General features: G+C 69.5%; 21 protein-coding genes and 1 pseudogene. 15 read left to right on the forward strand and 7 right to left on the reverse strand.

Features of this window, described 5'->3' with window-relative positions:
* Positions 1-160 precede the first annotated feature (160 nt).
* The gene (gene paaI / locus ACFYVR_RS10485; RefSeq protein ID WP_387472464.1) at positions 161-577 is read left to right on the forward strand and encodes a hydroxyphenylacetyl-CoA thioesterase PaaI; all 417 of its coding nucleotides are present in this window, start codon (positions 161-163) and stop codon (positions 575-577) included.
* An 18-nt stretch (positions 578-595) separates the two neighbouring features.
* On the opposite strand, the gene ACFYVR_RS10490 is transcribed toward paaI, so the two are convergent.
* Positions 596-1,495, reverse strand: coding sequence for a LysR family transcriptional regulator (locus ACFYVR_RS10490; RefSeq protein WP_387472466.1), 900 nt, complete (start codon positions 1,493-1,495; stop codon positions 596-598).
* Positions 1,496-1,671: 176 nt separating this feature from the next.
* On the opposite strand from ACFYVR_RS10490, the gene ACFYVR_RS10495 reads away from it, so the two are divergent.
* The 8 genes and pseudogenes from ACFYVR_RS10495 (at position 1,672) to ACFYVR_RS10530 (ending at position 8,236) form a co-directional block, all read left to right on the forward strand.
* Positions 1,672-2,226 carry a cupin domain-containing protein gene (locus ACFYVR_RS10495; RefSeq protein ID WP_387472468.1) on the forward strand — a complete coding sequence of 185 codons (555 nt, stop codon included), beginning with the start codon at positions 1,672-1,674 and terminating at the stop codon, positions 2,224-2,226.
* 41 nt (positions 2,227-2,267) lie between these two features.
* Positions 2,268-2,780 (forward strand): VOC family protein, encoded by a 513-nt coding sequence (locus tag ACFYVR_RS10500; RefSeq protein ID WP_387472470.1) that lies wholly within the window; start codon positions 2,268-2,270, stop codon positions 2,778-2,780.
* A complete protein-coding gene (locus tag ACFYVR_RS10505; RefSeq protein WP_387472472.1) occupies positions 2,777-3,550 on the forward strand; it encodes an SDR family NAD(P)-dependent oxidoreductase in 774 nt (257 codons plus the stop codon). The genes ACFYVR_RS10500 and ACFYVR_RS10505 overlap by 4 nt, the downstream gene beginning before the upstream one ends.
* Positions 3,551-3,587: 37 nt before the next feature.
* On the forward strand, positions 3,588-4,346 hold the full coding sequence (locus ACFYVR_RS10510) for an SDR family NAD(P)-dependent oxidoreductase (RefSeq protein WP_387472474.1): 759 nt from the start codon (positions 3,588-3,590) through the stop codon (positions 4,344-4,346).
* A 138-nt stretch (positions 4,347-4,484) separates the two neighbouring features.
* Positions 4,485-5,615, forward strand: a pseudogene (locus ACFYVR_RS10515) (aldehyde dehydrogenase family protein); the annotation flags it as partial.
* A 41-nt stretch (positions 5,616-5,656) separates the two neighbouring features.
* The gene (locus ACFYVR_RS10520; RefSeq protein ID WP_387472476.1) at positions 5,657-6,769 is read left to right on the forward strand and encodes an NDMA-dependent alcohol dehydrogenase; all 1,113 of its coding nucleotides are present in this window, start codon (positions 5,657-5,659) and stop codon (positions 6,767-6,769) included.
* A gap of 72 nt (positions 6,770-6,841) precedes the next feature.
* Entirely contained in the window at positions 6,842-7,258 is a 417-nt protein-coding gene (locus tag ACFYVR_RS10525) for a nitrilase-related carbon-nitrogen hydrolase (protein WP_387472478.1), read from the forward strand.
* A gap of 63 nt (positions 7,259-7,321) precedes the next feature.
* Positions 7,322-8,236: a sucrase ferredoxin gene (locus ACFYVR_RS10530; protein ID WP_387472480.1), complete on the forward strand. Its 915-nt coding sequence runs from the start codon at positions 7,322-7,324 to the stop codon at positions 8,234-8,236.
* Between the two features lie 3 nt (positions 8,237-8,239).
* Here the strand turns inward: ACFYVR_RS10530 and ACFYVR_RS10535 are convergent, their stop codons facing one another.
* Both ACFYVR_RS10535 and ACFYVR_RS10540 read right to left on the reverse strand, forming a co-directional pair.
* The gene (locus ACFYVR_RS10535; protein WP_387472482.1) at positions 8,240-10,216 is read right to left on the reverse strand and encodes an SDR family oxidoreductase; all 1,977 of its coding nucleotides are present in this window, start codon (positions 10,214-10,216) and stop codon (positions 8,240-8,242) included.
* A 79-nt stretch (positions 10,217-10,295) separates the two neighbouring features.
* Positions 10,296-12,407: an MMPL family transporter gene (locus ACFYVR_RS10540; protein WP_387472484.1), complete on the reverse strand. Its 2,112-nt coding sequence runs from the start codon at positions 12,405-12,407 to the stop codon at positions 10,296-10,298.
* A gap of 143 nt (positions 12,408-12,550) precedes the next feature.
* Here ACFYVR_RS10540 and ACFYVR_RS10545 point away from each other — a divergent pair, with 143 nt between their 5' ends.
* Together ACFYVR_RS10545 and ACFYVR_RS10550 are read left to right on the forward strand one after the other, a co-directional pair.
* Entirely contained in the window at positions 12,551-13,555 is a 1,005-nt protein-coding gene (locus tag ACFYVR_RS10545; protein ID WP_387472709.1) for a zinc-binding alcohol dehydrogenase family protein, read from the forward strand.
* Between the two features lie 33 nt (positions 13,556-13,588).
* A complete protein-coding gene (locus ACFYVR_RS10550; RefSeq protein ID WP_387472486.1) occupies positions 13,589-13,993 on the forward strand; it encodes a helix-turn-helix domain-containing protein in 405 nt (134 codons plus the stop codon).
* Positions 13,994-14,068: 75 nt separating this feature from the next.
* On the opposite strand, the gene ACFYVR_RS10555 is transcribed toward ACFYVR_RS10550, so the two are convergent.
* The 3 genes from ACFYVR_RS10555 to ACFYVR_RS10565 form a co-directional block, all read right to left on the reverse strand.
* Positions 14,069-14,419 (reverse strand): hypothetical protein, encoded by a 351-nt coding sequence (locus ACFYVR_RS10555; RefSeq protein ID WP_387472488.1) that lies wholly within the window; start codon positions 14,417-14,419, stop codon positions 14,069-14,071.
* Positions 14,420-14,484: 65 nt separating this feature from the next.
* Positions 14,485-16,164 carry a PHA/PHB synthase family protein gene (locus ACFYVR_RS10560; RefSeq protein WP_387472490.1) on the reverse strand — a complete coding sequence of 560 codons (1,680 nt, stop codon included), beginning with the start codon at positions 16,162-16,164 and terminating at the stop codon, positions 14,485-14,487.
* Positions 16,157-16,606, reverse strand: a complete 450-nt coding sequence (locus ACFYVR_RS10565) for a MaoC family dehydratase (protein WP_387472492.1) — start codon at positions 16,604-16,606, stop codon at positions 16,157-16,159. Before ACFYVR_RS10565 ends, ACFYVR_RS10560 begins: the two co-directional genes overlap by 8 nt.
* 480 nt (positions 16,607-17,086) lie before the next feature.
* On the opposite strand from ACFYVR_RS10565, the gene ACFYVR_RS10570 reads away from it, so the two are divergent.
* Positions 17,087-20,392 (forward strand): error-prone DNA polymerase, encoded by a 3,306-nt coding sequence (locus ACFYVR_RS10570; protein ID WP_387472494.1) that lies wholly within the window; start codon positions 17,087-17,089, stop codon positions 20,390-20,392.
* 72 nt (positions 20,393-20,464) lie between these two features.
* On the forward strand, positions 20,465-22,102 hold the full coding sequence (locus tag ACFYVR_RS10575) for an FAD-dependent oxidoreductase (protein ID WP_387472496.1): 1,638 nt from the start codon (positions 20,465-20,467) through the stop codon (positions 22,100-22,102).
* Between the two features lie 28 nt (positions 22,103-22,130).
* Here ACFYVR_RS10575 and ACFYVR_RS10580 read toward each other — a convergent pair whose 3' ends face one another.
* On the reverse strand, positions 22,131-22,568 hold the full coding sequence (locus ACFYVR_RS10580; RefSeq protein ID WP_387472498.1) for a hypothetical protein: 438 nt from the start codon (positions 22,566-22,568) through the stop codon (positions 22,131-22,133).
* Between the two features lie 150 nt (positions 22,569-22,718).
* On the opposite strand from ACFYVR_RS10580, the gene ACFYVR_RS10585 reads away from it, so the two are divergent.
* Complete coding sequence (locus ACFYVR_RS10585) at positions 22,719-22,988, forward strand: metal-sensitive transcriptional regulator (RefSeq protein WP_387472500.1); 270 nt, start codon at positions 22,719-22,721, stop codon at positions 22,986-22,988.
* A 136-nt stretch (positions 22,989-23,124) separates the two neighbouring features.
* Positions 23,125-24,288, forward strand: coding sequence for a hypothetical protein (locus ACFYVR_RS10590; protein ID WP_387472502.1), 1,164 nt, complete (start codon positions 23,125-23,127; stop codon positions 24,286-24,288).
* The last annotated feature ends 25 nt before the right edge of the window (positions 24,289-24,313 follow it).

The following is a 24,313-nucleotide window of genomic DNA, read 5'->3' on the forward strand; positions in this document are numbered from 1 at the left end:
GCCCCGCTCCCCCCCCTCCCCCATCGCCCCCCGGGTGGGGGTCACCGGGGCCCCCCCCCGGGGGGGGGGGCCCCCCCCCCCCCCCCCGCGGGGGGGGGGGGGGGGGGGGGGGGGGGCCCCCCCCGCCCCCTCGCGTGTCCCACCACGTCAGGAGCATGAGATGACCACAGTCGACCAGGAGCAATTCCGCACCGCCCGTGACATGTTCGCCGCCGACACCGCGTCCCGCTCGCTGGGCATCGAGGTGTGCGAGCTGGGCGAAGGCCGGGCCGTCGCGACGATGACCGTGAGCGGGGCGATGGTCAACGGACACGGCATCACCCACGGCGGATACGTCTTCCTGCTGGCGGACACCGCCTTCGCGCTGGCGTGCAACAGCTACGACCAACCCGCCGTCGCCGCACGAGCCGACATCCGGTTCCTGCGTTCCACCAGGCTCGGCGCGGTCCTCACCGCGACGGCGGTCGAACGGTCCCGGTTCGGCCGCAGTGGCCTCTACGACGTCACAGTCACCGACGGGTCGGGTGCGGCGATCGCCGAATTCCGTGGGGACAGTCGGGTGATCGCTCGTCCCTGAGGCTTCCAGGCGTGCTGCCTAGCGCTGCGGATCCGAGGTGACGAGTCCGATCACGACGTCCTCGAACGCGGCGACCGATTCGTTGGTGTCGTCCTTCCGTGAGCACATGAGAACCCGGTTCGGTGGCAGATCGGTCACGGGTAGGAACCGCACACCGGGGTGGGAGTAGAACTGTGCGACCGCGGATGCGGTGATCGCAACACCGTGGCCGGCTGCGCACTGCTCGAGCATCTCCTCCACTGTGGAAATGGCCGGGCCCGTGCGTGCCCGGCTCCCGTCGGGGCGAGGATTGACCAGCCAGTAGTCGATCCACTCCGGATCGCCTGTGGCACTGGGGAGGAACCTCTCGTCTGCGATCTCGTCGAACGTCACGCCGGAGACCCGCTCCGCGAGCCGATGACGAGCGGGCACCAGCACCATACGCGGCTCGCTGAGAATCGGTCGACACCGGAGTCGTTCGGTGTTCGCAGGCTCGCGGACGAACGAGACGTCGACGCGGCCGTCGAGCAGGGCCCGCGTCTGGTCGCCCCATTCGAGGTGCACGAGCTCCACCTCCATCTCCGGCCGCTGACGTTCGACGGACTCGAGAACCTGCTGTGTCAGCGTGCCCGCGCCAGACGCCATGAACCCCAATCGAATCCTCGACGAACCCGATTTCGCGCGTGCGGCCCACGCGTCGAGCTTCTCACTCGCCTCGACCACTGCCCGAGCGAGCGGCACCATGTCGCGCCCGCGCTCCGTCAGTGCCACGGATCGGGACGTTCGCGTGAACACGGCGAATCCCAGCTGATGCTCGAGTTGCCGAATCTGTTGGCTCAGAGCAGGACCGGTCACGAAGAGTCGATCAGCCGCCCGGGTGAAGTGCAGTTCCTCTGCGACTGCCAGAAAGTAGCGCAACATGCGTGGATGCAGATCCATGATGCCCCGAATTCTACGTCGTGCGTCCACACGCTGAGTCGATAACGGAACCTTAATGATCGGCGGAAGATGCGACCTGGTGTCCCTCGACGCAGGCCGGAATAGTGATGCAAGCCACATGATGCCCGTCGGCCAGTGGCTCCCCTCATCACCCCGTCCCGTCGAAGGAGACACCCATGACCCTCGCCGAGCAGACCTCGCGCAACCCGCTCTTCTGGATGACCAGCCCGGGCAACACACCCAAGGGCGACCGTCGCGACTTCTACGCAATGGACGAAACGGACTGGACCGACTGGCTGATGCCCGGTACCCGCTACAAGTTGCTCTACTGCAACCTGGCGACCGGGGCATTCACCCTTCTGTTGCAGGTCGACCCGAACATCCAGGCCACCTCGCACTGGCACATCGGAAATCTCCAGGTCTACATCCTGGAGGGGGGCTTCTACTACGGCGACGGTACCGCGACCGTGAACGGTGAGATCGTGCCCGATGCCGGCCTACCCGACACGTTCACGGTCGAAACCGCAGGCACCGTTCACCAGCCGTTCGCAACCGAGACCGGTTGCATCATGCTGGCGATGTTCGACGGTCCCATCGGCGGCTACACCGAGGACGGGCAGCTGGCCGTCATCGGTGACGCCAGACTGCACTACTACATGGCCCGCGACAACGGCGCAGTTCACAACACGCAGCTCGTCGATTACACCTACGGCTCCACCGAACTCCAGTGACCGACCACAGCATCTCGCCAGCCCACGAGACGAGGTCTCACATGCCCCTTCCCATCTCACCGACGTTCAATCACGTCGGCATCACCGTTCCCGATCTCGATCGGGCAGTCGCCTGGTACCGAGACGTCCTCCATCTCGAGGTCGTCGGCGGACCACTCGAGGTCCATGCAGACGACAAGCCCTTCGGGGAAGTGCTCCAGGACATCTTCGGGTCGTCCTGGGGCGGTGTGCGTGTCGCGTTCCTGGCCACGTCCGAGGGAGTGGGGTTCGAGCTCTTCGAGTTTGTCGAGCCGGCCACCGTCACGACGAAGGCCGAGTACTGGCGGACCGGACCCTTCCACCTCTGCTTCACGTGGCCGAACGTGGCCGAGCTCGTGCACCGAATCTGCGAACACGGAGGCAGGAAGACCAGCAAGGTCTGGACCCTGTTCCCCTCGCGCGACGTCGTCTACTGCGAGGACCCCTTCGGCAACATCCTCGAAATCAGCTCGGGGAGCTTCGAGCGGACCTGGGCGAACCGTGACACCAACGACAACGAAGGGAGCGTCGGGTGACCGCCGCAGACAGGTTCTCGGGCAAGACCGCACTCGTGACCGGAGCCGGGGGAGGGTTCGGTCGCGCCATCAGTGCCCGACTTGCGGCCGGCGGCGCGCAGGTGGCGTTGCTGGACCGGGATCGGTCCGCAGCCGAGGAGACAGCTCGGATCATCGAGGAGGACGGCGGAACCGCGACGGTGTTCGGGGTCGATCTCACCGATCCGGACGCAGTCGACGACGCGGTTTTCGGCACGGTGAAAGCCTATGGTGGACTGCATATCTGCGTGAACAACGCGGGAATCGGTGGAGAGATGTCGCTGCTGGCGGACTATCCGCTCGAGGCGTGGCGCCAGGTCGTCGACGTGAATCTCAACAGTGTCTTCTACTGCCTGCAGTCGCAGCTTCGCGCCATGACGTCCGGCGCAGCGCCCGCCGGAGGAGCGATCGTCAACATCGCATCGATCATGAGCACTGTTGCAATGGCCAACATCAGCGCGTACGTCGCGTCGAAACACGCCGTGCTCGGGCTGACCCGTGCGGCCGCACTCGAATACGGTCCCTCGGGGATCCGCGTCAATGCAGTCGGTCCCTCCTTCTCCCGGGTCGGGTTCACGGCGGAGAAGATCGACGACGACCGTCAGTGGGAAGCGATGGCCGCGCAGCACCCACTCGGGCGGACGGCCACACCGCAGGACGTGGCCACCGCAGTCACGCAGCTCGTCTCCGACGAGGCTGCGTACATCACCGGGCAACTCCATCTCGTCGACGGCGGCTACACGCTGCACTAGATCCGGTCGGTGATCGACAACAAGGGAAGTGGAAGATTTGTCAGTAGAGCCGAAAGTCGCGATCGTCACGGGTGCGAGCGGCGGGATCGGGGCAGCGACGGTCCGCCGCCTCGTTGCGGACGGTGCGCGCGTTGCCGCCGTCGACCTCAACCAGGAAGCGCTGAATTCGCTTGCCGCCGAGGTCGGTGAGCAGTGCCTTCCCATTTGCGCCGACGTGTCCACCCCGGTGGGCGTCGACACCTACGTCCGAGCGACACTCGATCACTTCGGTCGGATCGACCACCTGCACAACAACGCGGGGATCGAGGGCCGGGCCGAACTCGTCGAAGACACCGAACCTGCTCACGTGCAGCGGGTACTCGACGTCAATGTGGGAAGTGTGTATCTCGGCATGCGGGCGGTGCTTCCGGTGCTGTACGCGCAGGGCCATGGGGCAATCGTCAACACCGCGAGCCAGGCGGGGATCAGGGGCGTTCCGCGACTGTCTCCGTATGTCGCGAGCAAGCACGCTGTCGTCGGACTGACGCGCAGCGCGGCGCTGGAAGCCGGTGGACGAGGTGTCCGCGTGAATGCAGTCGCACCGGGCCAGATCGCCACCAGAATGATCGACAGTCTCGAGGAACAGTGGAGCCCGGAGGACTCCACCGCCATCCGCGATCAGCTGATCTCACAGATCCCGCTCGGTAGGTACGGCAGCCCCGGGGAGGTGGCCGAACTCGTGGCCTGGTTGTTCTCCGATTCGGCTTCGTTCGTCAACGGGGCGATCCTGACCGTGGACGGAGGCACCACCGCATAGTCGCCGCGATGCTGTGCACGTGCGACCAAGCAACCGTGCGTCAGCAGACATGAATCCGGCACCGTCTACCGCAATCATCTATGTCGTACATCACATCGGCCCCCCAATTTCGCCTCCACGGCGCGGAATTGGGTGGGCCCCAATGCCGCGGCCACGTTCCGGCACTTCGCCGGATGGACGGACAAGATCACCGGATCCACCATTCCCACGGCCGGCTACTTCGGTCAGCCCACCCTCTCGTACACGGTGCGCGAACCGGTCGGGGTGATCGGCGCGATCATCCCGTGGAACACACCGCTGATGATCACGGCATGGAAGCTCGCCCCGGCACTGGCCGCCGGGAACACCGTGGTGATCAAGCCTCCGGAGGACGCGCCGCTGTCGATCCTGCACCTGGCCGGGCTCCTGCAGGAGGCGGGAGTGCCCGACGGTGTCGTCAGCGTCGTCCCCGGACTCGGCGCGACGGCCGGGGACGCGCTGGTACGGCACCCGGGTGTCGACAAGATCAGTTTCACCGGCAGCCCCCGGGTCGGACGGCTGATCGCGCGCAACGCCGCCGAGACGTTCAAGCGCACAACCCTGGAACTGGGCGGCAAGTCCCCGCAGATCATCCTCGCGGACGCCGACCTCGAGGCCGCGGTGGGCGGCACCGCTATGGGCCTGTTCTTCAACCAGGGTGAGGTGTGTGCCGCGGGAACCCGTGTGCTGGTGCACCGTTCGCTCTACGACCAGGTGGTCGACGGACTCGCCGCGGCAGCCGCGGCCCAGGTGCTCGGTGACCCGTTCGACCCGGCCACCACGGTGGGCGCACTGGTGAACGCCAAGCAACGCGACACCGTCCTCGGCTACATCGAGGCCGGGAAGTTCGAGGGCGCTCGCGTCGCCGCGGGGGGCGGCGCTCCGGACCGGGACGGGTTCTTCGTGCAGCCCACCATCTTCGCCGACGCGCACAACGACATGCGGATCGCTCGCGAGGAGATCTTCGGCCCGGTCGGCACCGTGATCCCCTTCGACGACGTCGACGGCGCGATCCGCATCGCCAACGACACCGACTACGGGTTGGCCGCCGGCATCTGGACGCGCGACGTCTCGCACGCCCACTCACTGGCCGGCCGGGTCCGCGCCGGCGCGGTCTGGGTCAACGGCTGGGCCGCGATCGACCCGGCGTTGCCATGGGGCGGGATGAAGACCAGCGGCGTCGGCCGCGAACTGGGCTGGGCCGGAATCGAAGCCAACACCGAAGAGAAGGTCGTCACCGTCGTTCTCTGAACCGACGCCGACACCATTCCCGACACCGAAACGAGGACACGATGAAATCGCAGGCAGCTGTTCTGTGGGAGCCCGGACGCCCCTGGGAGATCGAGGAACTCGAACTCGACGCCCCGAAGTACGGAGAGGTCAAGGTCGAGTTGGCCGCGTCGGGGATGTGCCACTCCGACGAGCACGTGCGCGACGGCAGCGTCCCGGTGGGACTGTATCCGTTCATCGGCGGGCACGAGGGCGCCGGTGTGGTCACCGAGATCGGCCCGGGCGTCACCAGTGTCGAGGTCGGCGACCACGTCGCGCTCGGGTTCATTCCCGCGTGTGGGCGGTGCAGAGCCTGCGCCACCGGCAAGTCGAGCATCTGCGACCTCGGCGCCCACCTGCTCGGGGGCCACCAGATCTCCGACGGCACCGCCCGCCACCACGTGCGCGGTCAGGGCGCCGGAATCCAGTGTCTGCTGGGCACGTTCGCCCCGGTGACGGTGGTCAACGAGGCGTCCTGCGTGAAGCTGACGAAGGACATTCCACTGGACAAGGCCGCGCTCGTCGGGTGCGGAGTGACGACGGGTTGGGGTTCCTCCGTCTATGCCGCGGGCGTCTCCGCAGGCGAGACGGTGGTCGTCCTCGGTATGGGCGGCGTCGGCTGTGGTGCGGTCCAGGGGGCGGCGCTGGCCGGTGCCCGGCACGTGGTGCTGGTCGACCCGTCGCCCTTCAAACGCGAGCAGGCGAAGGTGTTCGGCGCCACCCACGCCGTGGCGAGCATCGAGGAGGCGCTTCCGCTGCTGCACGACCTGACCTGGGGTCAGCTCGCCGACAAGGTGATCATCACCGTCGCCGTGGCGGACGGCGCCCTCATCGCCCCGGCGATGAGCCTGGTCGCCAAGGGTGGCACCTGCGTCCACGTCTCGGTCGGCGACGTCACCGCCACCGACACCTCGCTGAGCCTGTTCGACCTGACCGCCATGCGCAAGACGCTCAAGGGCGCCTGGTTCGGCAACGCCAACATCCGCTTCGACATCCCGCACCTGCTCCGGCTGTACATGGAGGGTCAGCTCGAGCTCGACGCGATGATCACCCGCACCTACACCCTCGACCAGGTCAACGACGGCTACGAGGCGATGCGCAACGCCGAGAACGTGCGGGGCCTGATCCTGTACTGATCGAAACGTCTGCACGATCGGCCTGCCGGCTTCTCGATCGTCGAGGGGGCGGCGTTCGCCCTCGGACCTGAGGTGAACACGGCAGCCTCGCGTCTGTACGCGGTCGAAAGCCAGTGCTTCGTACTCGCCCCGTGCGGGCTCGTCGGTGAGGCTGCCCATGACGCCTTCGCCGACACCGAGCTGAAGAAGCAGCTGTTGACGCTGGGAGGCGGGCACGCTCGCATCTTCGGTCCCGACGGCCGCGAGCTTGCCGAGCCGCTGCCGGCGACCGAGGAGGGCATCCTGTATGCAGACATCGACTACGCCCACATTCTGGCGGCGAAGAGTGCTGCCGACCCGGTGGGGCACTACTCGCGGTCGGATGTCTTCACCCTCCACATGAGCGCCGCCGGACGACTGCCGAAGGTGGCGTCCGCCAAGCCCGTGCTCACCGTCGGCAGCGAGGGAACCGACGAGAGCGACGCGCTGCCCGAGCTCGCGGCGCCCTGACGGAAGAGACCGAGGTGACAGGGGGCAGGGGCCGGTCGTTTCCGACCGGGCAGAATGGTGCGGGTGAGCCAGACGCAGACGACCGCCGACGTGGATTCGACCGTGCTCGGACCGCGGACCTGTTCCGCGATCTCCGCGCTCGACGAACCGCTGCCGGGGACGGCGGCGCAGGTCGCGGCCTGGTTGTGTCTCGAACACACCGGTGTGTGGGGACGGGACGTGTTCGCCGGCGATGCGTTCGGTCCCGAGTTGTCGGCTCGCCTGCAGGCCCACGTCGACGCCGCCGGGGTTCGGCTGCTGCTGATCCGGCGCGCGGGACGGGTCACGCCCGCGCCGACCCGTACCGTGCTGTTCGCGCGGTCGGCGCCGGACGGCACCTGGTGTGAGCGGTTCGAGGTGACGGACCCGCAGGAGTTGCTCGCCCTCGACCTGACCGCGGCGGCCACCGCGCCCGGCATCGGGCGACCGGTGACCGACCCGGTCGTGCTGGTGTGTGCGCACGGCAAGCGTGACCGATGCTGCGCCGTGCTGGGTCGCCCCGTCGCAGCGGAGCTGACCGCCCGGTTCGGGGACGCGGTGTGGGAGTGCTCGCACACCGGAGGGCACCGGTTCGCGCCCTCGATGATCCTGCTGCCCACCGGCTACACGTACGGCAGGCTCGGCGCCGCCGAGTCGGTCCGTGCGGTCGAGGCCGCGGCCCGGGGCGAGGTGTACCGCACCGGCCTGCGTGGCCGCAGCTGCTGGACTCCGGCCGGTCAGGTCGCGGAAATCGCGGTGCGGGACGGTGTTCCGGCCGGTCCCGCGGACCTGACGGTGACGGGCCCGGACGACTGCCCGGTGGTCCGGCACCGGGACGGTCGGTCGTGGAGCGTCCCCGTCGGCGGCATCGACCTGCCGCCCCGGCCCGCCAGCTGCGGTGCGGACGCGAAGCCTGCGCGGGCGCTCGTTGCCGGTGCCGTGTCCCCACTCGGCGGATAGCTGTCACCAGTGCGTGCCGGGCACCAGCCGGGCCAGGCGCCGGCCCACGCGTAGTGTGCGGTTGGTCCGGTACGGTGAGCGCGACGGTGCCTGCTCGGTGTTCGGGTCCGGCTGCGGGACTTCACCTTTTGCCGCGGGTGAGTCGGGGTACGCCCGGTAGAGCTCGCTGCGCATCCGGTCCGCGATGCGCGGTGCGAAGAGGTGACCGTACTCGCCGAGCGTGCCGATCGGGACGTCGATGCGCTTGGGTCGCTCGACCAGGGCACGTACCACCATCGCCGCGGCGTGCTCCGGGCTGATCGCGCGACCTGGGTTGGCGCGGCCGGTCGGGGCGATCATCGGGGTCCGGACCAGGGGCATGTGGATGGTGGTGAACGTGATTCCGTCGGAGAGGGTTTCGGCGGCGACGGTGTCGGTGAAGCCGTCGAGCGCGGCCTTGCTCGCGACGTAGGCGGAGTAGCGGGGTACCCGCCCCTGCACCCCGGCGGTGCTGACGTTCACCACGTGCCCGAACCGGCGTTCGCGCATCGACGGCAGCAGGGCGAGCACCAGGCGAACGGCACCGAAGTAGTTGACGGCCATCGTGCGCTCGTAGTCGTGGAACCGCTCCGTCGACGCGTACACCCCACGCCGGATGGACCGGCCGGCGTTGTTGACCAGCATGTCGACGTGTCCGTGGTCGGCGAGGACGCGGGCGACGGTGGCGTCGACCGCGTCGCCGTCGGTGATGTCGCACGGGTAGGCGGCGGCGTGGCCGCCCGCACCGCGGATCTCGCCGGCGACCACGTCGAGTTCCTCGGCGCGGCGGGCGATCAGGGCGACGGTCGCTCCCTTCGCCGCGACCGCGCGCGCCGCGGCCCGGCCGATCCCCGAGGACGCCCCGGTGATCAGGACGACCCGGCCGACGAGCGGTCCCGCCGGGTCACGCCGGCGGTGCCGGGTCGGGTCGAGGTGCGCCCGCCAGTACCGCCACAGCGCGTCCGCGTAGGAACCGAACGGCGGCACCGCGATTCCCTGCGCGTCGAGGATCGCGCGGGAGCCGGTGGAGTCGAACGTGCTCGGCAGCGTCAGGAGGTCGACGACGACCGGGGGAATGCCGAGGCGGCGCAGCACGACGTCGCGGACCGGCGACGCCGACAGCACCGGAGCGGCGACCACGGCGGGCAGGTCCGCCACCGGGTGGGGAGCGCCCGCCGCCGCCGCCAGCGCGGCGTACACCTCGCGGACCGGCTGCGGTCGCGGGTTCACCAGATGCGCCGTCCGCCCGTCGAATCCGGGCGCGGAGATCAGTTCGACGATCGCCCGCGCCACGTAGTCGACGGGAACGAGGTTGGTGGCACCGACCTTCGGCACCGCTACGGGCAGCAGTGCCGGGAGCCGACGCAGTTCGGCGATGAGCGGAAAGAGGTAGTAGGGGCCGTCGATCTTGTCCATCTCCCCGGTGCGGGAATCGCCGACGATCGCCGCCGGCCGGTACACCCGCCAGCGCAGGCCCTCGGCCTCGCGCACGAGTTTCTCCGCCTCGAACTTGGTGCGGTGGTACGCGGTGGGGAAGGACTGGCCGAGATCGAAGTCGTCCTCGGTGAAGGGGCCGCGGTGATCGCCCGCGACCGCGATCGACGACACGTGGTGCAGGGTGGCGCCGAGCTGGGTCGTCAGGGCGATCACCGCGGCGGTGCCGTCGACGTTGGTGGCGGCCTGCTCGTCGCCGGCCGTCAGGTCGTAGATCGCGCCGAGGTGCAGTACGTGCTCGGCAGCGGGTGCCGGACCGGTCAGGCCGAGGCCGGGGGCCGTGAGGTCGCCGGGCAGCGGAACGATCCGCTCGCCGCCGGACCAGTCGGTGGCGAGGCGTTCGAGCCGGCCGACGGACCCCGGGCGGACGAGTACGTGGACGTCCGCGTCGGGGTGGCGGCCCAGCAGCAGGGGAAGGACGTGGCGACCGAGGAATCCGGTTCCGCCGGTGACGATGAACGTCGGCATCGAAGCTCCTTCGGGTGGGGCTGTCACCGACGAACTTACTTCAAAGTAAGAAGGTGCGACAGCCCCTACCGGCCGACCGTCAGTGCCCGATGCCGACCTTGTCGTGGATCCTGCGCATCCACGCGGGCGCCCACCAGTTCGCCTCGCCCATCAGTTTCACCAGCGCCGGCACCAGCAGCATCCGAACGACCGTGGCGTCGATGATCAGGGCGATGATCATGCCCACACCGAGGAACCGCATGATCGACAGGCCCGACAGGGTGAATGCCCCGGTCACGATGATCAGCAGCGCGGCGGCCGCCGTCACGATGCGTCCGGTGCGTGCGGTGCCGATCCGCACGGCCTCCTCGGTGCTCGCGCCGTTCGCCCGCGCCTCGACCATCCGGGACATCAGGAACACCTCGTAGTCGGTGGACAGACCGAACACGACCGCGAGGATCAACACGACGAACGTCGGTTCCAGCGGATTCGGGGTGACACCGAGCATGGCCGCGCCGTGGCCCTGCTGGAAGATCCAGGTGAGCATGCCGAACGTCGCGGCCAGGCTCAGGCCCGCCATCGCGACCGCCTTGATCGGCAGCACCACCGACCCGAACGCCAGGAACAGCAGTACCAGCGTCGAGACCACCATGATCGTGATCATCAGCGGCAGGTGCGCCACGATCGAGTCGTTGGTGTCCACGGTCAGCGCGGCGCCGCCACCGACCAGCACCTCGGTGCCCTCCGGTGGGTCGATCGCCCGCAGCGCCTGCACGGTCTCGGCCGGCGGCACGGCGTTCGCGAACGTCGCGTTCAGCACCGACGCGTCACCCGGCGTCGCGACCAGGGTCACCTGCGCGACCCCGTCGAGCGCGCGGGCCTGCGCCGTGAACTCGGCCAGCTGCGGGGTGGTCGGCGGGCTGCCGTCCTCACCACGGAGCAGCACACTGGCGCTGTCCCCGGTGGACGTGAACTCCGTGGACAGCGTTTCGGTGGCGATCCGTGCCGGGTCGTCGGCGGGAAGCGCGGTGTAGGTGATCTCGCCGAGGCTCACCCGCAGCAGCGGAGACGCCAGCACCAGCAACCCGGCGACGATGGTCACGGTGAACACGACCGGCCGCTTCATCACCCCGGTGACCACCCGGCTCCAGAAACGCGACGCCCGTTCCTCTCCGCGCTCGACCGCGCCGCGGCGCCACGCCAGCGAGTTGATCCGGTGACCGAGGATCGCGAGCAGCGCCGGAATCGCGGTCAGCGACAGCAGGGCCGCGCTCGTCACCGCGGCGATCGCGCCGAACCCGAGGGACCGGATCACCGGTTGCGGGAACACCAGCATTCCGGCGAACGCGCACACGAGCAGCAGTCCCGAGAACATCACGGTCCGGCCCGCGGTGAGGACGGTGCGGCGTACCGCGGCCGGCGGTTCGCTGCCTGCGGCGAGCTCCTCCCGGAAACGGCTGACGATGAACAGTCCGTAGTCGATGGCCAGTCCCAGGCCGAGCAGCGACGCCACGTTCAGCGCGAAGGAGGAGACCTCGGTGATCTCGGTGAGCAGACGCAGGGTGCCGAGGGCGCTGAACACGGTCAGCATGCCGACGAAGACGGGGACCGCGGCGGCGGTGACGGTGCCGAAGATGACCACGAGCAGCAGCAGGGTGATCGGCAGGGCGATCGCCTCCGCCTTCACGAGGTCCTGCTGCAGGTGCTGGTTGAACGAATGGCCCACGAGCGTGCCGCCCGCGAACTCGGCGTCGATGCCCGGCGGACTCAGCGCCGACGCCATCGCGTCGAGGTCGGTGAGCCGGGGACCGGCGTCCCAGTCGACGAACACCGTGGCGAGGGCCTTCGTGCCGTCTTCGGAGAGCAGCTGCGTGGCCGACGCCTGATCCACCGACCAGTACGAGGTGACCGACCGCGTCGGCCAGGCCTTCCGGAAGTCGGCGAGCGTCTGCTGCACCTGCGGCCCGATGTCCGCGACCGTCTTGCCGTCGGGCACGTCGTAGATCGCGACGATGTCCGGTGACTGCTGGCCGAGTTCGCGGTTGATGAGCGTACTGACCTGCGCGGCTTCGCTGTTCGGGTCGAAGTAGCCCTCCTGGCTCATCTTCCCGAACACGCCGAGTCCCCACACTCCGGCGACCACGACGGCGAGGACGGCAACGGCCAGTGCCCACCATTTCCGGGAGACGACGAATGTGGCCCAGCGCGTCATTGAATCGAGATCCTCGTCGGTTCGTGGGGTCAGCAAACGCCACGACTCTACCGACGGCCCGTCGGACGATGGCCGGCCTCGGGTGTGGGCTGGCGCACGCCCGGCGATCGGGGGACAGTGGACGGGTGGACGTCCCCGGCACGATGACGGCCTGGCGGGTGCGCGAGCCCGGGCCGATGCGCTCCCGCCCGCTCGCCCAGTTCACCATGCCGGTGCCCGAACCCGGTCCGGACGAGTTGCTGCTCCGGGTGCTGGTGTGCGGGGTGTGCCGGACGGACCTGCACGTCGCCGAGGGTGACCTGCCCGTGCACCGTGACGCCGTCGTCCCCGGACACGAGGTGGTCGGGGAGGTCGTCGGGTGGGGCGAGCGCGTGGGGGACGGGTTCGGGCTCGGGGACCGGGTCGGGATCGGCTGGCTGCGCGGGACCTGCGGAGTGTGCCGCTACTGCCTGCGCGGCGACGAGAACCTGTGTCCCGATTCGCGATACACCGGCTGGGACGTCGACGGTGGTTACGCGCAGTACACGGTGGTGCCTGCGGCGTTCGCGCACCGGCTGCCCGACGGGTACCTCGACGAGGAGCTCGCGCCGCTGCTGTGCGCCGGCATCATCGGCTACCGCGCGCTGCAGTGCGCCGCCGTCCCCGACGGTGGGCGGCTGGGGATCTACGGTTTCGGCGGCAGCGCGCACCTCGCCGCACAGGTGGCGTTGGCGCGTGGCGCCGAGGTGCACGTGATGACCCGGGGCGAGCGGGCCAGGAAGCTGGCCCTCGAACTGGGGGTGGCCTCGGTGCAGGGGCCGAGCGATCCGCCTCCGGTGCCCCTCGACTCGGCGATCCTGTTCGCGCCGGTCGGCACCCTGGTCCCGCCCGCACTCGCGGCGTTGGACCGTGGTGGCACCCTCGCCGTGGCCGGCATCCACCTGACCGACATCCCGCGACTCAACTACCGCGAGCACCTGTTCGAGGAGCGGACCCTGCGCTCGGTCACCGCGAACACCCGAGCCGACGCCCGCGAGTTCCTCGACTTCGCCGGTCGGCACCGGCTTCTCGTCACCGCGAACGCCTACACCCTCGACGAGGCCGATCGCGCCCTCACCGATCTGAGAGAGGGCCGTGTGGTGGGTGCGGCGGTCCTGATCGCCGGCTGAGCCGGGTCCGGGCGGTTCGTTAGGCTGATCGTCATGGTGAACGACGGCCGGCCCCCGACCCTGGGCGAGCTGATCCGGCAGCAACGGGAGCTGGCGGCTGTCCCGATGCGCAAATTCGCGGAGATGGTGGGGATCTCGAATCCCTATCTTTCCCAGATCGAACGCAACCTGCGTGCGCCCAGTGAGCAGGTGCTCGAGGCGATCGCCGAGCACCTGCACGTGTCCGCGGACGTCCTGACCGCGCAAGCTCGGCGCGTCGACGGCGGGTCGGTGCCGGAGGTGGTCGCCGCGATCCGGCGCGACCCGGATCTGACGAAGGCGCAGCGGTCCGCGCTCGAGGAGATGTACGGGACGTTCCGCGAGGTGACCATCGCGAAGCGCCGCCGTGGGGGAGCGGCCTCGCGTGCCGACTCTGCACCGGCCGAGCCGGACGACTGACGCGACTCGGGCCCGGACGGGTTCCCGGGGGAACGCCGTCCGGGCCCGATGGGACACCGGCCGTGAGGGCTGCGGCTACTTCAGCACCTCTCGCGCAGCGGTCGTGGCGGCGGCCGTGACGCCCCGGACGAGCGTTGCCTGCGCCTCGAAGAGTGCGGAGAACGCGTCGATCCGGGTGGCGCCGACGATCGACTTCTGGAAGTCGAGGGTCGAGGTCACGGCCTTCTCGTAGGCGTCGAGGGTGGCGGTGCCGCTGAGCTTCGCGGCCTCGACGAAGCGCTCACCGAGGTCCTGCGCGCGCTCGAGGTTCTCGTCGAACGTCTGGGTGATCGTCTCGACACCACCGGCGACGGCGCCGGCAACAGTCTCGGTGGCAGTGGTCTTGGCGGACTGGGTGTTGTTCTGCGAGGCAGTCGTGGTGGCCATGTGGGCTCCTTTGTTGTCGTGTCGACTGTTAGCAAGTTAGCACGATCACTGCTAACGGTCCAGTGTCAGCCGAACACGTAGGTCCCCGGGGCGTCGCCGAGTGGCGGATGGGTATCGGTGCCCATCGTCGGCGGCGCCTGGAGGTCGCCGGCCCGGGCGGCGGACCACACTGCCCAGTCCTCCCACCAGGACACCGCGGTCGGCTGCGCGGCCTCTCGCCAGACCGTCGAATCCTCCGGCAGCGCTGCGGACTTCGACGTCGGATCGCCCGCGGCCTCGATCCGGCACTTCTTGCCCGGCGGGTTGACGATGCCGGCGATGTGCCCGCCGTTGGACAGCACGTAGCGAACCGAGCCGCCGAACAGTCGGGCGCCCGCGTACGACGAGGTCCACGGCACGATGTGGTCGTCGACCGCGCCGACGACGTACACGTCGCTGGTCACGTCGCCGAGGGAGATCGGTCGGCCGGCGATCTCGAATGTGCCCTTCGCCAAACGGTTCTCGCCGTAGAGGGTGCGGAGGTAGGTGCTGTGCATCGTCGCCGGCATGCGGGTCGAGTCCTCGTTCCAGGCCAGCAGGTCGAACGCCGGCGGCTCCTCGCCCAGCATCCAGCGGGTGACCCAGTACCGGAAGATCAGGTCGTTCGAACGCAGCAGGTCGAAGGTCAGGGACATGTTCGCGCCGTCGAGGTAGCCCTTGGCGGCCATCAGTGTGTCCAGGGCCTCGCGGGACTTCTCGTCGGTCAACAGGCCCAGCTGGCCGGGTTCGGCGTAGTCGAGCAGCGTGTTCGCCAGGGTGATGGTGCCCAGCCGCCGGTCGCCCGAACCGGCGAGGTAGGCAGCCGCGATCGACGCCATCGCGCCGCCGAGGCACAGACCGACGACGTCGACCTTTTCCGCACCGGTGATCTCGCCGATCACGTCCATCGCGGTCGCGACGCCCTTGGTGAGGTAGTCGTCGAACGTGATCCCGCTCATCGATTCGTCGGGGTTGCGGTAGGAGATGAGGAAGACCGTGTGGCCCTTCCGGACCGCCCACTCGACGAAGCTTCGGCCCGGCCCGATGTCCATGATGTAGTACTTGTTGATCCACGGTGGGCACGCGAGCAGGGGGGTGGCGTGCACCTGTTCGGTCTGCGGCGCGTACTGGATCAGCTCGATCAGGTCGTTGCGGTACACCACCTTTCCGGGTGTGGTCGCCATGTTCTCGCCGACGGTGAAGGCGCCGTCGGGCACCCGCTTCGGCCGGCCGCCGCGCTTGACGACGTCTTCGACGAGGTTGGACGCACCGCGGACGAGGCTCTTGCCGCCGGTGGTGATGGCCCGGGTGAGCACCTCGGGGTTGGTGACCGGGTTGTTGGTCGGCGCTGCCACGTCGAACAGCAACTCCACGAACTGGCGCGCCTTGGCGGTGGCGACTGCGTCGTTGGCGCCCGCGTCGAGGAGTTCGTCCGCGTACGAGCGAGTCGCTAGGTAGGACCGCAGCACGGAGTAGTACGCAGGGTTGCCCTGCCAGGCCTGGTTGCGGAACCGGGCGTCGTCGGGGAATTCCACCGCGGGCTCGGTTCCGACCGCGACGCGCGCGGCGTCGGCCGGGATCTGCGCGAGGTCGCGCGCGTACCGTCCGGTCGCCGTGGTGACGGCACCCGGGTTGCGTGCGGCGCAGAGGGCAACCGAGGTGGTCGACGAGAGCCAGCCGACGGGGTCCACCCGGGCGGTGAGCCGACGTTTCGTGGACTCAAGCAAGTTCGCCTCCGGTCAGATAGCGCACGATCATCTGGGCGATGCACACCGGCCGGTCGACGCCGGTGGCGGTGAAGGTGAGCGTCGTGGCGAGCTGGTGACCACCGGCGCACGGCGAGACCGAGGTGATGTCGGCGACGGCGGTGACCGAGGAGCCGACCGGCACGGGCGCGGGGAAGCGGACCTTGTCGAGTCCGTAGTTGATCACCTGGGCGGAGTCGGTGACCTCGAGCAGGTCGAAGAAGAGCTCGACCGCGAGCGAGAGGGTGAGGTAGCCGTGCGCGATCGTTGTGCCGAACGGGCCGGCGGCTGCCCGGACCGGGTCGACGTGGATCCACTGGTGGTCTCCGGTGGCGGCGGCGAACTGGTTGATCCGATCCTGGGTGATCAGGATCGGACGCGACGCCCCGAGGCTGGTGCCGGCGAGGCCGGGCAGGTTCGCCATGGTGACACTGTGTGTCGACGGGCGGCTGGTCGCAGCGGTTGACAATGCATCCCCCTAGTTGTACATTTCCCGATTTTTTCTGGCGAGCTCTCGATTAATTTCGAGACTTCACGTTTTGTGATCGCTCCACATTTTGGGGTGTCCGCGAGATACATTCATTCCGCCCATGTGGACACAACGAATCTCGCAACGATCGAGGTGGAGCATATAGCCGGCTGGGCGCTCTCGCTGGGGAATTGAACGAAGTCGTCGTGAAGGAAATTGCGCGGAAGGCTTACTTTCGAGTCAGAATTCGCGTCACGGGTAATTCTCGAATCGGCCTTAATGGACGTTTGTCCGACACTTTTCCGCCCGCAATTGTCCCCTGTGGCGCAGTTGACGGGACGTACGGTCACATGCGAATGTGTGTTCGAAGCGTCTTCCCCGCTTCGGGTTCGTCGGCAGGTTCTGTCGGCGCTGTCGAGCGGGAGGAGTGTGTCGATGGGCTGGAACAACGGGCCGCCCACCTGGTCGGAGCTGGAGCGGGTGCTCTCGGGGCGGTCGGGGCGCACTCCGCCGGAGGCGATGTACCCCGGTGACGGGAGCGACAGCCCTGCCTGGTCCCGCAAACGGGGTGCCTACCGGGCCGGTGAGGTCGTCCGCGCCGCCGCCGCCGTGCCCTACGTCGAACTGCACGCCCACTCGTCCTTCAGCTTCCTCGACGGTGCAAGCGCGCCGGAGGAGTTGGTCGAGGAGGCGGTCCGGCTCGGCCTCGAGGCGATCGCCCTGACCGACCACGACGGGCTGTACGGAGTGGTCCGGTTCGCGGAAGCCGCGAAGGAACTCCGGATGCGGACGGTCTTCGGTGCCGAATTGTCGCTTCCGGCAACGGGTGCCGTGGCCGCGCCGCCCCGCACCGGAACTCCCGACCCGGACGGCACGCACCTGCTGGTGCTGGCACGCGGGCAGGAGGGGTACCGACGGTTGTCCCGGCAGATCGCGGCCGCGCACCTGGCCGGAGGCGAGAAGGGCAAGCCGCGTTACGACCTCGACTCCCTGGCGGAGGCGTCCGACGGGCACTGGCAGATCCTCACCGGGTGCCGCAAGGGGAACGTGCGCGCCACACTGGCGTCCGAGGGGGAGTCCGCCGCGGAGCGGGAACTGCGTTCGCTGCTGGACAGATTCGGTGCCGACCGGGTGGCGGTCGAGCTCACCGCGCACGGGATCGCCGAGGACGCGGAACGCAACGCGGCGCTGGCCGCGCTGGCGGACCGCTGTGGTGTTCCCGTGGTCGCGACCACCGCCGCGCACTTCGCCGCACCCGACCGGAGCCGACTGGCGATGGCGATGGCCGCGGTCCGTGCGCGGCAGTCGCTGGACGAGGCCGCCGGGTGGCTGGCCCCGACCGGCGGTGCGCACCTGCGGTCCGGGGCGGAGATGGCCCGGCTGTTCGCCGAACACCCGTCGGCTGTCCCCGCCGCCGTGGATCTCGGCCTGGAGTGCGCCTTCGACCTCGCGCTGATCGCTCCGAAGCTGCCGCCGTTCGACGTGCCGGACGGTCACACCGAGGACAGCTGGCTGCGGGAACTGACGATGGCCGGTGCGCGGCACCGTTACGGCACCCCGCGGGAGCGTCCCGACGCCTATCGGCAGATCGAGCACGAGTTGGGTGTCGTTGCACAACTGGGCTTTCCGGGTTACTTCCTGGTGGTGCACGACATCGTGTCGTTCTGCACACGCAACGACATCCTCTGTCAGGGGCGGGGATCGGCGGCCAACTCGGCCGTCTGTTACGCCATCGGCATCACGAACGTCGACCCGGTCGGCAACAAGCTGCTCTTCGAACGATTCCTGTCCCCGGAACGGGACGGGCCGCCGGACATCGACGTGGACATCGAGTCGGATCGGCGCGAGGAGGCCATCCAGTACGTCTACCGCCGGTACGGCCGCGAGTACGCCGCGCAGGTCGCGAACGTCATCACCTACCGAGGCAAGATGGCGGTCCGGGACATGGCCCGCGCCCTCGGCTACTCGCAGGGTCAGCAGGACGCGTGGAGCAAGCAGGTCAGCCGGTGGACCGGCGTCAAGGACGAGAAGGGGACGGACATACCCCCGGCGGTCCTCGAGCTGGCCGGTGCGATCGAGGGCTTCCCCCGGCATCTCGGGATCCACTCCGGCGGCATGGTGATCTGCGACCGGCCGATCGCGGACGTGTGCCCGGTCGAGTGGGCGCGGATGGAGAACCGCAGCGTGCTGCAGTGGGACAAGGACGACTGTGCGGCGGTCGGTCTGGTCAAGTTCGACCTGCTCGGCCTCGGCATGCTCTCGGCGCTGCACTACATGATCGACCTGGTCGCCGAGCACAAGGGCATCGAGGTGGACCTGGCGAAGCTGGACCTGTCCGAGGGTGCGGTGTACGAGATGCTCTGCCGCGCAGACTCGGTCGGGGTGTTCCAGGTGGAGTCGCGGGCGCAGATGGCGACGCTGCCGCGCCTGAAGCCGCGCACGTTCTACGACCTGGTGGTGGAGGTGGCGCTGATCCGGCCCGGCCCGATCCAGGGCGGCTCGGTGCACCCGTACATCCGGCGCCGCAACGGCCGGGAACCGGTCACCTACGACCATCCCAGCCTGAGGCATTCGCTCGAACGCACCCTCGGGGTGCCGCTGTTCCAGGAACAGTTGATGCAGATGGCCGTCGACGTCGCGGGCTTCACCGCCGCCGAAGCCGACCAGTTGCGCCGGGCGATGGGGTCGAAGCGGTCCCCGGAACGCATGGAGCGGCTCAGGGGACGGCTCTACGACGGCATGCGGGATCTGCACGGCATCACCGGCGAGGTCGCGGACCGGATCTACGAGAAGCTGTACGCGTTCGCGAACTTCGGTTTCCCCGAGAGTCATTCGCAGTCGTTCGCGTCGCTGGTGTTCTACTCGGCGTGGTTCAAGTTGCACCACCCGGCGGCGTTCTGTGCCGGCCTGCTGCGGGCCCAACCGATGGGGTTCTACTCACCGCAGTCGCTGGTCGCCGACGCGCGCAGGCACGGTGTCGTGGTGCACGGGCCGGACGTGAACGCCTCCCTCGCGTACGCCGGCCTGGAGCGGGGCGGTACCGAGGTGCGGCTCGGGCTGGACCCGGTGCGGCACATCGGGTCGGCGTTGGCGGAGAAGATCGTCGCCGCCCGCGAGGCGGGAGGACCGTTCACGTCGCTGCTCGATCTGACCGGGCGGGTGGAACTGACCACCGCGCAGGCGGAGTCGCTGGCGACGGCGGGTGCGCTGGCCACTGTCGCCGGGACCCGCAGGCAGGCGCTGTGGGCGGCCGGGGCCGCGGCGGGCGAGCGGCGCGACCGGCTGCCCGGCACCGGGGCGTCCGTGACCGCGCCGACGCTGCCGGGGATGAGCGACGTGGAGCTGGCTGCGGCGGACGTGTGGGCGACCGGCGTCTCGCCGGACTCGTACCCGACCGAGTTCCTGCGGCCCCAGCTCGACGCGCTCGGCGTGATCCCGGCGGCGCGGCTGCTCGCGGTGCCGGACGGGGACCGGGTGCTGGTCGGCGGGGCGGTGACGCACCGGCAGCGGCCCGCGACCGCGGCCGGGGTCACCTTCATCAATCTCGAGGACGAGACCGGGATGGTGAACGTGGTCTGCTCGGTGGGACTGTGGGCCCGCTATCGCACCCTCGCCCACACCGCGCCTGCCCTGCTGGTGCGGGGACGGGTGCAGAACGCGGAGGGCGCGGTGACGGTGGTGGCGGACCGGCTGCAGCGGATGGACCTGCGGATGGCGGGGAAATCGCGGGACTTCCGGTGAGTGGCGTAGCTCTCGATCCGGGGCCGCATATACCCATGGGGGTATATTGGTGGCCGAGAGAAGGGAGTCGACGTGAAGGTCGTCATCGTGGGTGGGGTCGCCGGGGGGATGTCCGCCGCGACCCGGTTGCGGCGGTTGAACGAGGACGCGCAGATCGTGGTGTTCGAACGGGGCGCACACGTCTCGTTCGCGAACTGCGGGCTGCCCTACTACGCAGGTGGGGTGATCGAGGATCGCGCGGCGCTGCTGTTGCAGACCCCCGAATCCCTTGCCGCCCGATTCGGTCTGGACGTGCGGGTGCGCACCGAGGTCACCTCGATCGACACCGTGGCGCGCACGGTCACCGCCCGCGACCTCGCCACCGGCGCCGAGCACGTCGAGACCTACGACGAGCTGGTGCTCAGCCCCGGCGCGAGCCCGGTCGTTCCCGACCTTCCGGGCGCCTCGCGGGCGTTGGTGCTGCGCGACGTCGAGGACGTCGACCGGCTCGTCGCCGCGCTCGACTCCACTGCCCGTACCGCGGTCATCGTCGGTGCCGGCTTCATCGGCGTCGAGCTGGCGGAGAACCTGCGGCGCCGCGACCTCGACGTCACGGTCGTCGAACTCGCCGACCAGGTGCTCGCACCACTCGACCCGGAGATGGCGACACCTGTCGCGGAGAAGCTGCGTGCCAACGGGATTCGGCTCGAATTCGGGACCGGTGTCGTCTCGGTCGGCGCGGACGAGGTCACCCTGGCCGACGGTCGGACGCTGTCCGCGGACATCGTGGTCACGGCGATCGGCGTGCGTCCCGAGTCCGGACTCGCCGTCGCCGCCGGGATCGTGACCGGTCCGGGTGGCGGCATCGCTGTCGACGAGACGATGCGGACCTCCGCGGCGCACGTCTACGCGGTCGGTGACGCGGTCGAGAAGGTCGACGCGCTTTCCGGGGAGCCCGGACTCGTCCCGCTCGCCAACCCGGCCAACAGGCAGGGCCGTCTCGTCGCCGACGTCATCTCCGGGCTGCCAGTCCGGCCGCGTCCGGTCGTCGGCACCGCCATCGTCGGCGTGTTCTCCCTGATGGCCGCCGCCGTCGGATGGAACGAGAAACGGCTGCGTGCCGCCGGGCGGCCGTACCGGGCGATCCACACCCACCCCCAGTCGCACGCGGGGTACTACCCGGGCGCGCAGGGCATGTCGCTGAAGCTGCTGGTCGACCCGGACAGCGACGCGATCCTCGGTGCCCAGGGCGTCGGCGGGGACGGGGTGGACAAACGCATCGACGTGATCGCGACCGCGATGGTCGGCGGCATCACCGCGTCGGAACTCGCCGATCTCGAGTTGGCGTACGCGCCCCAGTTCGGGTCCGCGAAGGATCCGGTGAACATGCTCGGCTACATCGCAGACAATCTGCGGACCGGCACGGCGGACACCGTCCAGTGGCATGAACTCGACTCCGTGGTCGACGACGGCGCCACGCTCGTCGACGTCCGCACTCCCGCGGAGTTCTCGGCCGGATCGATCCCCGGCGCCGTCAACATCGAACTCGATGCACTGCGGGCCCGGGCCGACGAACTGCCCGCCGGCGACATCGTCGTGCACTGCCAGGTCGGCCAGCGCGGTCACACCGCCGCGCGGATCCTGCGACAGCTCGGCCGCGACGTGCGCAACCTCGACGGCGGTTACCGCACCTGGCTGACCGGACAGGCGCACGCCGCCGCTCTGGTCTGATCCTTCGAGTGAACCCCCGGGCGGGCGATCAGTGTTCCGGGTCGGGCTCGGTGTAGTCGTCGGCGCCGTCCGTCGGTCCCGTGCCGGTGTCGTGGTCGTCGTCGAGGGCGCCGACCGCGATGCCGTAGGGCAGGAACCGGACCCGGCGGTGCGGATCGGTGTTCGACTTGTTGGCACGCAGCGCATCGAGTTCGGTGGCGAAGACCTGCTCGACGGAGGCGGTTCCCTCGTCGTCGACGACGAAGACGGCCCAGACGCCGTTGCCGGTCTCGCCGGTGGTGGGCCGGCGCGGGCGGTTGACGGTCACGTCGTCCGGCCCGCTGCCGCTCGACCACACCGTGCCCACCCCCATGTCGCCGAAGATGTTGCCCAGCCTGCCGAGGGCGTCGCGGATGCCTTCTCCGACCTCGCGGGCCTTGCGGTCGAAGTCGTCGGCGTCGAAGCCGAACGGCCCGTTGTTGCTCATGGACCTCTCCTGTCGCTGGGGGATGGGGGAGCGTTCGCCTCTGTGACTCCAGTGTGGCCGCGCGGACCGCGTGCCGCCAGGGAGAACGTGGGATACCCCAAGGGGTACCCTGCGAGTGTTGGTCGTCAACAGGAAGAACAGGTGCCGAAGATGACGGGTGACGAGGAGAGCATCGCCCTGGTGCTGAACCGGTTGCGCCGGGCGCAGGGTCAGCTGGCGGGAGTCATCTCCATGATCGAGAACGGCCGCGACTGCAAGGACGTGGTCACCCAGCTCGCTGCGGTGTCCCGGGCCCTCGACCGCGCCGGGTTCAAGATCGTCGCGACCGGGCTGCGGGACTGCCTCGAGGGCACGAACCGCGACAACCAGGAACCGATGACCGAGGCGGAGCTCGAGAAGCTGTTCCTCACCCTCGCCTGATCGCGAGGGTGGCCCTGCCCGACCGGACGGTGAGATCGTCCGCGTCGGAAGGATGTGTGCTGCGCGCGGTGTGGTGAGGGACCTCCCCACGACCGCGTAGATTGCTGTCTGTTCGTCGCGCGAATGGAGTAGACGCATGTCTGTGGGAATTGGGATCAGGATCGGCAGTCTGGTGTCGACCCTCGTGGTCGCGTCGAACGAACCGGGCACTCCCGACCCGATCGTCATCGTCCGGGACACGGTGCTGTACATCTGCTCCGACGGCCGGGCCCTCCTCGGTGGCGGCGACCCGCCCGAGGGGACCGAGTTCGTCAGCACGGTGTCGGGATTCGTTGCGCGCGTCGGAGATCCGGAGGGCGTCGCGACCAGTGACGGCACCCGGTACCGGGCGGAGGACGTCGTCGTCTCGGCCCTGCGCAGTCTGATCCGTGAGTGCGAACCGTTGCCGACCTTCGGAGGTCGCGACGGTGGCGCGCCCGCCGTCGTCACGACGTATCCCTCCATGTGGGATGCCGATCTGGTGGCGGACCTTCGCAACTCCCTGAACTACGCGGGCCTGAACGAGATCTCGCTCGTCTCCGACGCCGAGGCGGCGGGAGCGTGGTTCGAGTCCGAGGTCGCGGAGCAGCCGGGACAGTTGATCGGCAGCTATCACGTCGACGACGCCGGCGCGACCGTGACGCTGGTCCGCTCGGGCGTCTCGAGCGGTCGTGCCTTCCGGTTCGCCGCGGGTCGCGGATCGTCGCCGACCGCGCAGTTGTCCAGTGCCCTCGGTGCATTCGGGTGGTTGCCGTCGAACCTGGACGCGGTGGTCGTGACCGGCGACGGACTCGTCGCCCGCGACGACGTCGCGATGCGGGGTGTCGCCGACGCCCTGGCAGGCAAGTTCGGTGTGCACGTGGTGGTCGGTCCCGGCCCGGAGCAGGCCGCGGCGCTGGGTGCGGCGATCCTCGCGGCGGGGTTCCGCAGTTCCACGCGGCCGAACCGGCCGATCGGGCTGCCGCCGTCCTACGACGTCACCGAGGTGCTGACCGCGATCCGGGCTCCGCTGCCGGTCGAGGCGGAAGCGGATGCGGCGGCGATCGAGGCGGTCGCGGCGGGTGCCTCGACCGGCGAGCGGTCCGTGCCGGTCCTGGCGTCGGGGGAGATGCCGGTCGTCACGGTGGCGGAGGCGGACGGTTCCGCCGCGACGGAGACCGAGTCCGGCTGGCGTTCGGCGGGGAAGATCCTCGTGTGGGTGCTGGTGGCACTGGTGGGGATCGCCGCGGTCGCCGCGGCGGTGCTGGTGCTCGCGCTCTGACGCGGGCGGACACCGCGTCGGACCG

This window comes from Rhodococcus sp. NPDC003318 (assembly GCF_042879035.1).
In the GTDB taxonomy this organism is placed as follows: Bacteria; Actinomycetota; Actinomycetes; order Mycobacteriales; family Mycobacteriaceae; genus Rhodococcus_G.

What these genes read in the sequence shown, in the direction of transcription:
- paaI (WP_387472464.1), top strand. Translation starts at nt 161, where the DNA reads ATGACCACAGTCGACCAGGAGCAATTCCGCACCGCCCGTGACATGTTC.
- ACFYVR_RS10490 (WP_387472466.1), bottom strand. Translation starts at nt 1,495, where the DNA reads ATGGATCTGCATCCACGCATGTTGCGCTACTTTCTGGCAGTCGCAGAG.
- ACFYVR_RS10495 (WP_387472468.1), top strand. Translation starts at nt 1,672, where the DNA reads ATGACCCTCGCCGAGCAGACCTCGCGCAACCCGCTCTTCTGGATGACC.
- ACFYVR_RS10500 (WP_387472470.1), top strand. Translation starts at nt 2,268, where the DNA reads ATGCCCCTTCCCATCTCACCGACGTTCAATCACGTCGGCATCACCGTT.
- ACFYVR_RS10520 (WP_387472476.1), top strand. Translation starts at nt 5,657, where the DNA reads ATGAAATCGCAGGCAGCTGTTCTGTGGGAGCCCGGACGCCCCTGGGAG.
- ACFYVR_RS10535 (WP_387472482.1), bottom strand. Translation starts at nt 10,216, where the DNA reads ATGCCGACGTTCATCGTCACCGGCGGAACCGGATTCCTCGGTCGCCAC.
- ACFYVR_RS10540 (WP_387472484.1), bottom strand. Translation starts at nt 12,407, where the DNA reads ATGACGCGCTGGGCCACATTCGTCGTCTCCCGGAAATGGTGGGCACTG.
- ACFYVR_RS10545 (WP_387472709.1), top strand. Translation starts at nt 12,551, where the DNA reads ATGACGGCCTGGCGGGTGCGCGAGCCCGGGCCGATGCGCTCCCGCCCG.
- ACFYVR_RS10550 (WP_387472486.1), top strand. Translation starts at nt 13,589, where the DNA reads ATGGTGAACGACGGCCGGCCCCCGACCCTGGGCGAGCTGATCCGGCAG.
- ACFYVR_RS10555 (WP_387472488.1), bottom strand. Translation starts at nt 14,419, where the DNA reads ATGGCCACCACGACTGCCTCGCAGAACAACACCCAGTCCGCCAAGACC.
- ACFYVR_RS10565 (WP_387472492.1), bottom strand. Translation starts at nt 16,606, where the DNA reads ATGGCGAACCTGCCCGGCCTCGCCGGCACCAGCCTCGGGGCGTCGCGT.
- ACFYVR_RS10570 (WP_387472494.1), top strand. Translation starts at nt 17,087, where the DNA reads ATGGGCTGGAACAACGGGCCGCCCACCTGGTCGGAGCTGGAGCGGGTG.
- ACFYVR_RS10580 (WP_387472498.1), bottom strand. Translation starts at nt 22,568, where the DNA reads ATGAGCAACAACGGGCCGTTCGGCTTCGACGCCGACGACTTCGACCGC.
- ACFYVR_RS10585 (WP_387472500.1), top strand. Translation starts at nt 22,719, where the DNA reads ATGACGGGTGACGAGGAGAGCATCGCCCTGGTGCTGAACCGGTTGCGC.
- ACFYVR_RS10590 (WP_387472502.1), top strand. Translation starts at nt 23,125, where the DNA reads ATGTCTGTGGGAATTGGGATCAGGATCGGCAGTCTGGTGTCGACCCTC.